Annotated in this window: 10 protein-coding genes; 2 read left to right on the top strand and 8 right to left on the bottom strand. The window is 51.7% G+C overall.

The window, feature by feature from the left end; all coding sequences use genetic code 11:
- Nucleotides 1-11: 11 nt before the first annotated feature.
- The 6 genes from ACOQPM_RS00655 to ACOQPM_RS00630 all read right to left on the bottom strand — a co-directional run bounded on the left by ACOQPM_RS00655 (nucleotide 12) and on the right by ACOQPM_RS00630 (nucleotide 6,388).
- Nucleotides 12-1,244: an ABC transporter ATP-binding protein gene (locus ACOQPM_RS00655; RefSeq protein ID WP_420627291.1), complete on the bottom strand. Its 1,233-nt coding sequence runs from the start codon at nucleotides 1,242-1,244 to the stop codon at nucleotides 12-14.
- Nucleotides 1,245-1,576: 332 nt separating this feature from the next.
- Entirely contained in the window at nucleotides 1,577-2,320 is a 744-nt protein-coding gene (locus tag ACOQPM_RS00650; RefSeq protein ID WP_420627290.1) for a sensor histidine kinase, read from the bottom strand.
- 97 nt (nucleotides 2,321-2,417) lie between these two features.
- Complete coding sequence (locus tag ACOQPM_RS00645) at nucleotides 2,418-3,149, bottom strand: uracil-DNA glycosylase family protein (protein WP_420627289.1); 732 nt, start codon at nucleotides 3,147-3,149, stop codon at nucleotides 2,418-2,420.
- Nucleotides 3,150-3,264: 115 nt separating this feature from the next.
- A complete protein-coding gene (locus ACOQPM_RS00640; RefSeq protein WP_420627288.1) occupies nucleotides 3,265-3,840 on the bottom strand; it encodes a hypothetical protein in 576 nt (191 codons plus the stop codon).
- A 4-nt stretch (nucleotides 3,841-3,844) separates the two neighbouring features.
- Entirely contained in the window at nucleotides 3,845-4,357 is a 513-nt protein-coding gene (locus ACOQPM_RS00635) for an RNA polymerase sigma factor (RefSeq protein ID WP_420627287.1), read from the bottom strand.
- A 222-nt stretch (nucleotides 4,358-4,579) separates the two neighbouring features.
- Nucleotides 4,580-6,388 carry a M3 family oligoendopeptidase gene (locus tag ACOQPM_RS00630; RefSeq protein WP_420627286.1) on the bottom strand — a complete coding sequence of 603 codons (1,809 nt, stop codon included), beginning with the start codon at nucleotides 6,386-6,388 and terminating at the stop codon, nucleotides 4,580-4,582.
- Nucleotides 6,389-6,745: 357 nt separating this feature from the next.
- On the opposite strand from ACOQPM_RS00630, the gene ACOQPM_RS00625 reads away from it, so the two are divergent.
- The gene (locus tag ACOQPM_RS00625) at nucleotides 6,746-9,319 is read left to right on the top strand and encodes a PAS domain-containing hybrid sensor histidine kinase/response regulator (RefSeq protein ID WP_420627285.1); all 2,574 of its coding nucleotides are present in this window, start codon (nucleotides 6,746-6,748) and stop codon (nucleotides 9,317-9,319) included.
- 30 nt (nucleotides 9,320-9,349) lie between these two features.
- Here the strand turns inward: ACOQPM_RS00625 and ACOQPM_RS00620 are convergent, their stop codons facing one another.
- Both ACOQPM_RS00620 and trmB read right to left on the bottom strand, forming a co-directional pair.
- Nucleotides 9,350-11,890, bottom strand: coding sequence for an alpha/beta fold hydrolase (locus ACOQPM_RS00620; RefSeq protein WP_420627284.1), 2,541 nt, complete (start codon nucleotides 11,888-11,890; stop codon nucleotides 9,350-9,352).
- An 87-nt stretch (nucleotides 11,891-11,977) separates the two neighbouring features.
- Complete coding sequence (gene trmB / locus ACOQPM_RS00615) at nucleotides 11,978-12,988, bottom strand: tRNA (guanosine(46)-N7)-methyltransferase TrmB (RefSeq protein ID WP_420627283.1); 1,011 nt, start codon at nucleotides 12,986-12,988, stop codon at nucleotides 11,978-11,980.
- A gap of 179 nt (nucleotides 12,989-13,167) precedes the next feature.
- On the opposite strand from trmB, the gene rocF reads away from it, so the two are divergent.
- The gene (rocF, locus tag ACOQPM_RS00610) at nucleotides 13,168-14,061 is read left to right on the top strand and encodes an arginase (protein ID WP_420627282.1); all 894 of its coding nucleotides are present in this window, start codon (nucleotides 13,168-13,170) and stop codon (nucleotides 14,059-14,061) included.
- Nucleotides 14,062-14,143 lie beyond the last annotated feature (82 nt).

Raw genomic sequence — 14,143 nt, 5'->3', positions numbered from 1 at the left:
TAAAATACATTTTATGATTCTGGCTGGAAAGTTCTTTGCTGCCAACGCGCAGGTAGCTGAAGAAGGCCATCCAGCTCATCTGCCGTGCCAGCTTCTACGCGAAAGCTGTACGCTTTTTTATGGTAATCATAACATTGGTGTGTGCGGCTGTCGTGAACGGCCGTTGTTACCAAATAGGTGGCAGGCAACAAGGGCAACTGCTCAATCTCGTACCGCACTACCCCTTCGCCAATCAGCGTACCGAGGTCTACACCGGCCAGCGTACTGTTCGGGCCATTAAGCTGCACACCATCTTGCCGAAAAATGGCCAGCCCAAATTCGGGATTGTCAATTGGTTTGTGCGCCAGATAGCGAATTTCAATGGTCATTGGCTCCCCGGTGGCATAAATCTCTCGCGGCTCATTATGTAAATCTAAAAAGTTGGTGCTGATTATCTCGATTTCGCCAGAACCCGTGCGGGCAAAATCGGTCGCAGCCAACTCACCTGGTTTTTGATACGCATGAGCCACATATTCGGCGGCGATTTCATCTACTGGGCCATATGCTTGGGGGATGCCTTTGTCTATCCACAAAATGTGGGTGCAGAGCGTACGTACCAGGTTGATGTTGTGGCTGACGATAATGATGGTCACGCCACGCTCTTTCATCTGCATGATGGCATCAATACATTTGGATTGGAACGCCTGATCGCCAACGGCCAATATCTCATCCACGATGAGAATGTCTGGCTGCATGTGGATAGCGACGCTAAAGCCGAGGCGCATGTACATGCCAGAGGAGTAATGTTTTACGGGCATATCAATGAACTCTTCCAGCTCGGAAAATTCGACGATGCGGTCGTAGTAGGCGTGGGTGCTAGCCTCCTCGAAGCCAAGCAGCGCGGCGTTGAGGAAAATGTTCTCTCGCCCGGTGAGGTCTGGGTGGAAGCCGGCTCCCAGCTCCAACAAGGCACTGACACGGCCGTTTATGAGGATACGGCCGTTGTTCGGGCGCAAAATCCGGGCAATCAGCTTCAGGATGGTGCTTTTGCCGCTACCATTGCGCCCCACAATGCCAAAACATTGCCCCGGCAGCACGTCGAAGCTCACGCCGCGTACTGCCCAAAGCGATTCGGCAGGCGGCTTGGGCGGCTTGCGCCGCGAGAAGAAGTTTATGAATGTTTCCATCACCGACTGTGGTTTTTCTTTGGTAAAGGCAAACCGCTTGTCTACATTTTGGAAACTGATAACTGGCTCTAAACCCATAAAACGTTACGTATCTCACAAGTGCCTGGCACAGGCCACCCAATCTTAGCCATTGGCACCTTCCTGACCCGTGCCAGGCACTCCTCCACAATCAAATAATCAATTGAGCATTGTAGCGCAATCAGAGAGAGCAACCAAACACGCTTAATCAACGTTTAGCCAACGATAATTTGGGTAGGGGCGAGGCGGTTGGCCTCGATTAAATGCAAACCGGCAAACCATGCTCTCCAACCGCCTCGCCCTTTTACATGGCAAACCATCAGGTCGTTGCAGCATTTTGGCAAGGCAGGTGGAGAGATTATGACGACGCAATTTGGCAGAGCGTCCACCCCCTACGATCCTTCCTGGTAAACAGGTAGGGTAATCGAGAGGCTGTAGGTTGAATTGCTGCCTAACTCAGCATAAACTGCCCCACCATATTTCTCTACTAAATCAATTACAAGGCAGAAAGGTTGTGACCACTGAAAGGCTTCATTGCAGGATATACGGTTTGTTTCGTCGCCCAAATAATCATCCAGCCAAATAGGGCGATGCCTAATGTTTATAAAGTTGAACCTAATCCAATCTCCTTCGTCATAAATTGAGATTTTCAGTTCTTCCTGATAATGAATGTTCAACTCAAAACCAAGTAGATCAAACAACGCTGTGATGACCCCTTCATCTGCAAAAACAGGAGATATCCTGGCTAAATTTGAGAGGCCAAAATCAGTCCAAACTTCCAAGCCTTTAAGCTCTGCAAGAACTACTTTAGTTTTGGACGGTGGCGACTGAACATATTGGTATGCCCGAACTTTGCTGCTCATCAAACGAACCATCTCATGAATACGATCTCCAGCAGATTTCATGGACTCGATGCTTTTTGACTGCTTCTCTGTTAACTTGGGGAAAAATCCACTCTCTTCTTGTAAGATGAGATTAGCATAAGCCTGTATGACTGTTGCAGGCGTTCTAAATTCAAATGAGATTGTCACAAACAAATCATGTAGGAATCTTGATTTGGCTCGTTCAATTTTGAGTAACTGAATTAGTTCATCTTTGGATAGTTCTTTAGGTGACAAGGGGTTTGGGTTTGTCATTTGAGATTTGTCCACCTTTTACGAGGAGTGGCAGTCCTTAATTGCGTTTGTGGGTCAACTTTGTGTGAGGACTGCCAGTTCTGATTACATTTGCAAACTACAGATTCCACGCGCTGCGAACAGTATGCAAAATTTGGATTGCTTTGGCAATAAGGACTTTGTTGGCGGGCTTGTTGGGCCACAGGCTGGCTCCGGAGGGGTGCGGCAGGGGAACGACGAGGCGACCTCTGGTCGGTAATCCGTTTTCAGTAATCGGTACAAGGTCATTGGTTTTCGGTAAACCGATTACGGATAACCGATTACCGTTCACAACCACAGGCAGCGGATCATCAAAATTGAAGTTCACTGGGTCGGTAAGCGTTTCGAGTGGGAAGTAAACGGCCGTTCCCACCACCTCATTCAGCTTCATCTTAGCCGGGTACAGGAGCTTAATCGCCAAACCGCCAACCAGAATCATTAGCTTGGGGCGCACCAGGGCAATTTCACGCTCCAAAAAGGGGCGGCAGAGGGCCTGCTCTGCCTTGCTTGGCACGCGGTCTCCCTTGCCATTTTTGCCTTTGCCGGGATAGCATTTGGTAACGGCCGTCATGTAATGCCGCGCCCTGAATTGAGTCTCATCCCAGCCAGCCTCCCCCAACCATTGAAACAAGCGCGTACCTGAGGTGGCATTGAACGGCCGTTTCGCCTCCACCTCCGTCACCCCAGGGGCTTGTCCAATCAGCAATACCTCCGCCCCTACACTGCCCCGAAACACGGCTCCCGGCACAATTTCATGCCCCGCTGCCAAGCACAGGCGGCAAGCACGCATTTCATGGTGAAGTTGGGTCAAAGAATCCATCTGGGATAATGTAGCAGATTGCTCAGATGAATCAAACAAAAAAGGACAAAGAACTTATTTTCTTTGTCCCTTTTCAATCTTCGTTCCTGCTTATTCAAAATGGCAATTAAGCCCCCGGCATTTCATCTGCCTTCACCAAAAGCTGGCGCAAAGATTCAAGCTCCCGCTTTTTAGGCAGGTACCAATTATTAACCTCCCAGCGTCCTCCAAAATAAGCGACTGGCGCAGCCAGCAAAATCAACCCCAAGCTCCACACAAACCCCGCATTTAACAATACGGTCACAAACACCACCATCAATATTGGCAACAGGTACCAAATCATCATTTCCCGATTTTGCTTGATTAAATAATTGACCTGCCAAAGCGCTTTATCTAAATCACCCAAAATGGTAGGGGCAAATTGGCGTACCTCTTGCTTGTGAGCGTACCGCCGATAGATGCTGTAGGCAAAAAAGAGAAGATATATTGTCGGCAAGACATATTCAAACGCTGCCCCATCATCTGCAAAAACATCCGCCATTAACACAATGCCAACCACCAGATTCATGCCGATCATAAACAGCTCAAATTTGTTCAATGAACTAGCTACGGCCTTTCCTTTATCCTGAATGCGATTGTGCAGGGCTTCCTGGTCAATGGCAAACAAAGGTTCATTATTTTGACTATCCCAAATTAGTTTCATTTCTTCAAACTCCATTTTTTACACCCTCCTGTGATTTTCTGGTCAGGTGTTTCTTGATACGGTTAATTTTGACACCCACATTGCTCACAGAAATCCCCAAAATGGACGCCATCTCTTTGTAGCTGTACCCATCTAACAGCAGCAGCGTCAACGACCGATCGATTTCGTTGAGTTGGGCAATTTGATCGTACAGCCAGATCAAGCGCTCATCCTGCTGGGCTGGAGTGGCAATGAGGGTGTGATCTATGGTGGTTAACGGCCGTTTCCCATCCTCATGCTTTTTTTCCTGCCGTGTCCACGACATCGCCGTGTATAGAGCGACCCGGTAAATCCAGGTGGCCACGCTAGATTCACCACGAAAGCCAGGGACTGAATCCCACACCTGAATGGCAATCTCCTGGAACAAATCTTCTTGATCCTGCGGCGTGAAGGCGTAGGCACGCACGATCTTGAAGAACAGTCCTTTGTGCTCATCCAGCCACGTATCAAAAATTTGCTTTTGCTCACGCTCTTGCATTATTTGCTCAAGATTCCATTCAGTTTGTTTTTGAACCGATTCAATATAAATAGTAGCCAAAACCATCCAATTTATTACAAACCGGCTCAAATTCATCTAAATTGTCTTTTTTGGGGGGATATTTTTTTAGAGGAAGGAAGTAGGAGGAAAGCAAAGATTACGCAGATTAACCAGATTTTTGAATCCTTTTAATCTGCATAATCTTCGATCAAAATCGTGCAATTATTCAGTCGCATCTACCAATGCCGCAAACTTCTCAATGTCCGCCCGCAGCACATCCAGGCTGGCTTCCCAAAAATCTGCGCTGCGGATGTCAATGCCAAAGCGGGCAGCCAAATCAGCCGCGTTGCCCATGCCGGTCATGGAAAGCAGCTCATCGTAGCCTGCCTTAAACGGTTCTGGCTCTGTTTGGTATTGGGCGTATAGCCCCAGGCCAAACAGCAAGCCAAAGGTGTAGGGAAAGTTGTAATAGGTAGAGCCATAGTAATGCGGCACGTATGCCCAGCGGTAGGGATGCAGTGAGCCTTCTTCCAGAGCGTCTCCTAATGAGGCTTTCTGGGTTTCTTCATCGAGGGCGCACAGTTCTTCAACCGATAGCTCCCGCTCTTTGCGCTTTTCGAACAGCTTCTCCTCAAACAAGAAGTTGCTGCTGGCACCCAAAACCACGCGGGCAGCGTATTCCAGCAGGCCATCTAAAATGATGAGTTGATCTTGGGGAACGGCCGTTTGCAAAGCCGCATTCTCCACAATTTTTTGGCAAAACGTGCTGGCTGTCTCTGCTAGCGTCATTGGGGTGTCACGCAGAAGCGGGGTGCGCTCAGCCAGGCACAAATTATGGTAAGCGTGGCCTAGTTCATGCGCCAACGTGCTTACGCCAGAGAAGCCGGGCTCAAAGTTCGTCAGGATGCGGCTCTCGTCGTCGCGTAGCCCCATACAAAACGCGCCACCCCGCTTGCCGTCACGCGGCTCCGCATCAATCCAATTTTCGCTAAAGGCTCGTTCTGCCAAACGACGCATCTTATCTGAATAGGTGCCAAATTGCGTCATCACAAAGTTGGTCGCATCCTGATACGCCCAGCTTTGTTCCCCTTGTCCCAGCGGCACCAGGCGATCGTACCAGGCCATTTTTGGCAACCCCAACGCTTTAGCACGCGCTTTCAAGTACCGTTGGAAATCAGGGAAAGCGTTGCGCGTGGCGGTCATCATGGCGTCCAGCGTGGGCCGATCAATGGCGTTTTGGAAGAGAACCATGTCTAGTGGGTCATCCCAGCCGCGCCGTCGCGTCAGCGCCAATGTTTCACCTTTCAGGCTGTTGAGGCAAGCGGCAATGGGAACGGCCGCTTCTGCCAACGCATCCAACACCGCCTGGTGCGCCTGCGCCCGCACGTCTCTGTCTGGATCAAACGCCAAATTTTGGGCGGCCGTTAGAGGCATTGTTTCTGTTTGGCCATCTCGCTCGATGCTTACCGTAATCTGCGAAGTGTAATTATTAAACAACCGATTCCAACTGCTCGTACCGGTTAAGGCTAGCTCGGCCGCCAAATCTTCTTGCTCTGGCGACATGAGGTGCTGCGCCTGCTGGCGCGCTCTTTGCAGCATGTACTCATGTTCGCGGGCAACGGCCGATTGATCGAGCAACTCCTCCACATCCAGCGAACCAATCCAGGCGGTAAGCCGCGTACCCAGCAGCGAGAGGCGGGAAAGATGAGGCAGCAATTGGCTGTGGCGTGCCTGCGCCTCGGTGTTGCGTGAATCGGTGGTCAGATAACCATACAGATAAACCTGTAAAATATGAATTTGTTCATCAATGGCATTAAAACGATTGATGATGGTATCGAACAGGGATACCAGTTGATCGTCAACAGGAACGGCCGTTTCCAGCCGATTGATCCCATTGTCGTCAAAAAGCTGCACCATGCTGGCAATGGCTTCAATAACTTCCTGAAAGCCTGCTTCAAACTCAGATGATTCTAGCCCAGGAAAAACCGTGCTGAAATCCCAGTGGGGTAGGTCTGATTTAACTTGACTCATGCTGAACGCTCCAATCAATAATTTTTGGTAACTGTGTGGGTTCTTGAAGAGAGATGCGATTTCTCAACTATTCTTGAGTTTGTTTGCTTGTCTGTAAGAATTTACATCTCTGTAGCCAAGCCTTTTTCTGCTTTGGCTGTTTGATTTTATAACATTGAACTGAGAATGAGCAACAATTTATTAGATAATCATCTAGCAACAGTGGCAACGGCCGTTTCTATAAAGGGTGCATGATGCCCTACCCAACAAAATTGTCGGCCGCTCTTCTACAAAAGTCCTAGATTCAAGGCATCCAGAGTTTGATACAATCAGTTTGGGTCAAATTTCTGAGTGCACGGATTAGGTTCGAGCAAAAAGATGAGAGATTCTCAACCAGAAGCTGGCAAGACATCCTTAAGCAGCTTAACAACAACAGAAATGCCGCGTAAGCTGTTAAGGCAAATGTTGGTCACAACGGCCGTTTGCCTGCTACTGGCTAATCTGCTCTTCTTGCTGCGTGGTGATTCTGTTGGCTCAGATTTGCTCGTAACGATTTTGTATACTTTTTTGCTACTGGTTGGCGGATGGCTATGGTATGCAAACAAAATCAAATGGCTGGCACAGGGGCTCATATTCGTTTTCTGGCTCTCGATCACCCTCACGTTAACCATCTATGGCAGCTTCCAGATACCCAGCCCCGGTGCCTACGGCATTTTCATACTCATTACCCTGCTGCTATTGCGTGGGCGTGCCACCATTATCTACTCACTTCTTTCGCTGATCACAACCGTTTTATTGATTATGGGCACCCATCAAGGCCAAATCCCCCTGGCAAACTTCCCAATTCAAGATGCCAACATTCTGATGAAGGGAATGCCGCAAGCGTTTGTAACCTTTGTCTTGCTTGGTGCGTCATATATTTCCCTCCGGATCACGCTAGAAACGCTCCGATTTAATGAAGAGGCGATTCAACAAATTTGGCAAACGCTGGGGCAGCGCACCGAGGCGTTAACCGCCACCAATAAGCAGCTGCGCCGCGAAGTCCAGGAGCGGGAGCAAGCCGAGGCCAGCCTGAAGCAGCAACGTGCGTTTTTGCGTGAAGTTATAGATACCATTCCCAATCTGGTGTCGGTTAAGAATGAAGACGGCCGTTACGTCACCGTCAACAAGGCATTTGCCAGCATCTATCACACCACCCCCGCAGAAATCGAAGATCGTACCCTGGCGGAATTGAATCCACACGAAAGCATGGTTGCCAAATTTGAAGATGGCGATCGTCAAGTGCTAACCACGCAACAAGAAATCTTTTGGCAAGAAATACCCTTTGTTGATGCAAATGGGCATAAAAGGTGGTTGCAAGTTGTAAAACGGCCGTTGTTCGACCCCACCACTGGCATCACCAACGTTCTGGCCATCACCACAGACATCACGCTGGAAAAGACGGCAACAGAAGCTCTCCGGGAAAAAGAAGAAAATTTCCGCGCCCTGGTTCAAGCCTCTTTCGATGGCATCATCATCTGTGTTAATCAAATCATCCAGGAAGCGAATGCTAATTTTGCTACCATGTTTGGGTTTACGACAGTCGCCCAGGTTCTCGGCAAAAAATCGTCAGACTTTCTAACTTACGATGCCGCAGCGCTACAGGCAAAATTGGCACACACCTCCCAACTCACCATGGAAGACATCGGTGTGCGACAAGACGGTAGCACCTTCCCTGTAGAAATTGTTACTCACAACATCATCTATCAGGGACAAGCCGCCCAAATTACCGGCTACCGAGATATTTCTAACCGCAAGCAAGCTGAAGAAGCAGAACAACATGCCACCAAGCTAGAAAGCCTCAGCCTAATGGCCGGTGGGCTGGCACACGACTTCAACAATTTACTCGTCGCCATGATGAGCCAAATTGCCATTGCCAAAGCCAAAATTGAGCCAGACCATGCTAGCCAATCCAACTTAGACAAAGCAGTTCAGGCCACAGAAACGGCCGCACTGCTCACGCGGCAACTCCTGGCTTACACAGGGCAAGGTCATTTTGAAATCACGCCTGTGCATCTCAATCAGCTCATTAAGCAAAATCTGCATCTGTTTCAGGATGCGTTGCCTGCAAACATCATCTTTCACACCGAGCTGCACGATCCCTTGCCCCATATTCAGGCAGACAGCGCACAAATTCAACAAATCATTATGAACCTGCTGCTTAATGCTGCCGAATCGTTGGGAACAAATCTCGGCACTATCACCATCAAAACAAGCCCTTACTATCTATCCAATTCCCAACTTTCACAATGGCAACAGCACAACGACGCAATTACTATTGGCGAGTATGTGATGTTGGAAGTAAGCGATACAGGTCGGGGCATGGATGAAGCGACCCTCAACCGGATTTTTGATCCGTTCTTTTCTACCAAAGGCACGGGGCGGGGATTGGGATTGGCCGCGGTCATGGGCATTGTGCGCGGGCATCAGGGCAGCATTCGTGCCGCTAGCCAAGTTGGCAAAGGCACCACCTTCCAATTTCTGTTCCCCTCTGAAGATGTAATGGTAGATGAGGCAGAAACAACGGCCGTTCCCTCACCACTAGCCCAGCAAAACACCGTCCTCATCATTGATGATGAACGGCAAGTGCGCGAAGCAATTGGCGACATCTTGGACCTGGAGAAAATACCCACCCTGGCGGCCGCTAGTGGCGAAGAGGGGATTGATCAATTCACTACCCACCAAGACGAAATCGGCTTGGTAATTTTGGATTTATCCATGCCTGGCATGAGCGGCATCGAAGCGTTCGATGCCCTGCGCCAGATTGACCCCAACGCTAAAATCATCCTCTCGTCTGGCTACACAGAAGCAGAAATATTGGAAAAAATGGCAGGCACACGCCCTACAGGCTTTTTGCAAAAACCATACCGCCTGGAAACCGTACTACAAGTGACCAAAAAGCACCTCTCCTGACGCGTAGACATGACAGGTTTGGCAAACCTGTCATGTCTTAACCGTATCATCCAATCCCGCCAAATGCTGACTCACACTGCCCCCCTCGGCTCGAATTTGCTGCTGATACTGCGACACCAGCTCCCGCCGCAGCACCTTGCCAATAAAACTACGCGGGAAATCCTTCACAAAAATGACCAGCTTCGGCACCTGGCTAGGTGGCAGACGCCGCTGGCAAAATTGGATGATTGTTTTGGCCGGAATGCGCGTCTTCTCTTTTAGGCTCACAAAGGCCACTGGCTGGTTGGCAATGCCCACCACCACCACCTCGCGCACCTCTGGCAGCTCGTAAATCACCTCTTCCACATCGCGGGGGAAAGCCAGCAATTTATCTTCCCCTTGCCAACTATCCTGGCGGCGGCTGATGATTTGGAAGTAACCATCTTCCGTCATGCGAGCCACGTCGTTGGTGTGTAGCCAGCCATCTTTGTCAATCACGTCCTGCGTGGCGGCTTCGTCTTGCCAGTAGCCGCGCATCACCTGTGGCCCCCGGACGACTAGCTCACCAATTTGCCCGGCAGCCAACGGCCGTCCCGTCTTCAAGTCCACAATTCGCGCTTCTGTGCTGGGGAGAGGTAGACCAATCGAGCCCGCTTTGTGACGGCCGTTTATGGGATTGGCGTGGGTGACTGGGCTGGCTTCGCTCAGGCCGTACCCTTCCACCAGCTTGCCTTTGGTGAGCTTCTCGAACGTCTCTTTTACCTCAATGGGCAGCGGCGCTGCTCCGCTAATGCAGGCACGGATCGAATCAATGCCAAATTTACGCACGCCGGGAAAGTTGTTTAGCGCTACGTACAGCGAAGGCACGCCGGGGAAAAGCGTTGGCTTGGTGCGCCGAATAGCGTGCAGCACCTCCTCCGTGTCGAAGCGAGGCAGCAACACCATGCTCGCGCCCACGCTCACCGCCAGATTCATAGCGGATGTCATGCCGTAGACGTGACTAAAGGGCACCACACACATCATCACCTCGTGGCCATCCCGCACGTCTGTGAGCCAGAGGCGCACCTGCATGGTGTTGGCCACTAAATTGAAATGCGTCAGCATGATCCCTTTGGGTGTGCCCGTCGTGCCGCTGGTGAACTGTAGAACGGCCGTATCCTCTGGCCGCACCGTCACTTTGGGCGGCTCTGGGCGGAAGCGGCGCAGCCAGCGGCTCCAAGCAAAATCTGACTCTACGGCTGGGCTGGGCGCATCAGCGCGGCGTTGGGCGGGCAACAGGCTGGCGGCCAGCTTCTTGGTCAGCGGCAAATAATCGGTAACGCGCGCGTAAATGACGTGGCGCACGCTGCTTTGGGCTTTGATTTGTACGGCCGTTTTGCTAAATCGCCCCAGCGTTACCAACACCTCTGCCCCAGACGCATTTGCCTGACGCACCAGCTCCTCCGGTGAATCCAGCGGATTAGACATGACGGCAATGCCGCCAACCCGCAGCATGCCGTAAAAAGCAATGACCAAGTGGGGCAGATTGGGCAGCAGCAGCATCACCCTTGCCCCCTTTTTCACGCCCAGCGACAGCAGCCCGTTGGCAAAGCGACCCGCCTGGGCGCTCAGCGAGCGGTAGCTGAGGGTACGCCCCATAAAACGAACGGCAGGCCGATTTGGGAACCGCCGCCAGGCGCGGTCCAGCAGCCGCGTCAAGGGCAAGCGGGGGATGTCAATGGTAGGCGGCACGGCCGTTTCATAATTTGCCAGCCAGGGACGTTCTGCCAGCAAGCTGCCACGCCCTGCTGTTTCGGCGTCGCTGCGCCAGCGGGAGTGGGTGGGTACGGCCGTTTCCCCCTCCAAAAAGCGTTCAATCGTCCGGTTCACCGCATCCCGCCGCTCCAACATCACCATGTGCGCCGACACGCCTACGTTGATCACCTCGGAACCTTCCGGCACTAGCTCCCCCACCCGCTCAAAGGCAGATTGGGGCAACACCCGATCTTTGTTGCCCAAAATCACCATCGTTTTGGGCTTTAGCTCCGGGAATTTGTCCCAGCCGCGCCACTGGCGCAGGTTGTGCAGGTACATCTCTTGCAAGGCATACAGCGAGGCGTCCATGATGCGGTTGGCGATGGGCTGGAACAGCCGCAGCAAAGCCTCCGGCAAGCGGAACATTACTTTGTAAGCGGGCAAAATGTTGTACTCACCCGCCCCGGCAATGAGAATAAGATGGCTCACGCGCTCTGGGTAACGCCAGGCAAACTCGGTGGCGATGGCCACGCCGTAGGAATGCCCTGCCAGGACAATAGGCCGGTTCACGTCGCAATGGCGCAGCACAGCCAAAATATCGGCCAAAATGCGATCCATATCGTAGCCGTGCCCTGGCCGTGAAGAACGGCCGTGTCCTCGCAAATCAAGCGCGATTACCTCATTATGGACGGCAAACTGCTCAATCTGGTACCGCCACTGCCGCGCCCGGCCACCGAAGCCATGCACAAAAAGGACAGTGTGCAACGGCCGTTCCGGGGCAATGCGAATGTAGCTAATGCGGACATTGGCCTCAACTTGGGCTTCTTCACGGTACAGTTCCAGGTCAAGCTGCATCATTTACTCCTGGGGGAATAGTGCGTATTGCATAAAAAACGGAATACGCAACACGAAATACGTTTTCCATTTGTGGTACTGAACTTTCGCTCATGCCGTCTCTTGTGTCCATGATTCTGGCAGCAGGTTGTGGTGCAAAATTTCGGTTTGCGGGTGCAGGCTTAACAGCCAGGTAGCCAACTGGCCGATGGCTAGCTGCACACCCCGCGTGGCGCGAGGGAAGCCCAGCTCGTGCAGGTTAATCACATAATTCCCCGGCTGCCGCTGCCGAATAACCAGCCCCAGCCGCTGCGCCACTGGGGCTTCTTTAATGTACGCTTCCACAAAAAGCACATCTTCATCTCGGGCACGGTACAGTTCCATAAAGTTGATGTGGCAGGCATGGTGGGAATGTTGCCAACGGCCGTATCTCACCTCAATCTCATCTAAACTTAGCGGGGATTGCAGCACAGCATGGGGCATAGGAAACTCCTTAGGGATGGGGTAGCTTTGGGGAACGGCCGTATCGCAACGGACAAATTTATAATAATGGCAAATGCGCCCCTCATCCAGGCCAATTTGCTCATATTTAGTACGCAGCCGCTCGGTATCTTCCGTCACAAAAGTCGTGGTCAGGCGGCTCCGAAAGTACGGTGTACTTTCCAGCGCATCGGTGATGGCCAGCGCATAATCGGCGTGATCGGTGGCCACGTCCAGCAGGCCACTCGGCACCATCCGCGTTGCCAGCAGGTGCAAAAAGTCTACGTTAATCAGCCGCCGGTGTAGCTGTTTTGCCTTCGGCCACGGGTCTGGGAAGTTAATATAAACTTCGCTTATGGATTCTGGTTGGCAGAGTGCTTGCAACAGATAGCGGGCATCGCTTTGCAGCAGGCGCACGTTTTGCAAACCGAGGTTTTGCACCTTGCGCTGCGCCTTTTCCAAAGAGGGCAGCGAAATTTCCACGCCGATGACGTTGGTGGACGGCCGTTTCTGAGCCAAATCCACCAAAAAATGGCCGCTGCCAAAGCCAATCTCAATAATCAGCGGAGCCTCGCGGCCAAAAACCTCTGCCCAATTCGCAGGCCAGCGTAACTGATGATTTTGCAACAGCGAAGTTGTCATGGCCAGATTATACCGTAAACAGTTATCAGTAAGCAGCAGTTATCAGTAATCGGTGACCCGTTGTCACGTCCTGAATACTGGCCACTGATTACTGAATACCGTTTACCGACAAGTTGCCCCAACCATTTGGATGAGTAACAATACGCTCACCACTACTTTGCATGAAAGAGAGGCGCACATTGCACAAAAAGAATATTCGCATCATTGGCGTACCTATGGATTTAGGCCAGAGCAGGCGCGGCGTAGACATGGGGCCCAGCGCGGCGCGTTATGCGGGTCTGCAAGCCCGACTGGCGCGGCTGGGGCACACGATTCACGATGAAGGTAATATCCCCGTCCCCAACCCAGAAGAAGACGTGGCGCAATCTGGGGCGCGGCGATTGAAAACGGTAACGGCCGTTTGCCAAAACATCTACGACATTGCCCGAAAATGCGTGCTGGCCGATGAATTTGCTATCTTTCTGGGTGGCGACCACAGCATCAGCATCGGCTCCATTGCGGCCCAATCCCAGGATGAACCGCTGGGCGTCATCTGGATTGATGCTCACGGTGATTTCAACACGCCAGAAAGCTCACCCACCGGCAACATTCACGGGATGCCCGTAGCCGCGTTAATTGGCGAAGGGCCAGAACCATTAGTGAATGTGGGGAAGTCTGGCGCCAAGCTGAAGCCGCGCCAGATTGTGCAAATTGGCATCCGCGACCTGGATGAAATGGAGCGCGTGCGGCTGGCTCGCAGCGGCATCAGCGTCTTTACCATGCGGCATGTGGATGAGATGGGCATGGCCAGCGTGGCTCGGCAGGCAATTGACCGGCTACGCCACTTTCCGCGCATTCACATTAGTTTGGATATGGATAGTCTTGATCCGGATGAAGCACCTGGCGTGGGAACGGCCGTTCCTGGCGGTCTCAGCTATCGGGAAGCACATCTACTCATGGAAATTCTGGGCGACAGTGGCCGCGTACAATCTATGGACATTGTGGAAATAAACCCAATCCTTGATACCATGAACCGAACGGCCGAATTGGCTGTCGAGCTGGTAGCATCCCTGCTGGGTCAACGCATTTTGTAGAGAAATAGGACACAGATAAACACTGATTTTCACTGATTTTTGGCCTCTTATCTGTGTAAATCAGTGTCCAATCTATAAAGGT

The sequence above is a fragment of the Candidatus Leptofilum sp. genome (assembly GCF_965223525.1).
Classification (GTDB): domain Bacteria; phylum Chloroflexota; class Anaerolineae; order Promineifilales; family Promineifilaceae; genus Leptofilum.
Note: the sequence above shows the minus strand (reverse complement) of the source record. Positions and strands in the feature narration are given on the sequence as shown.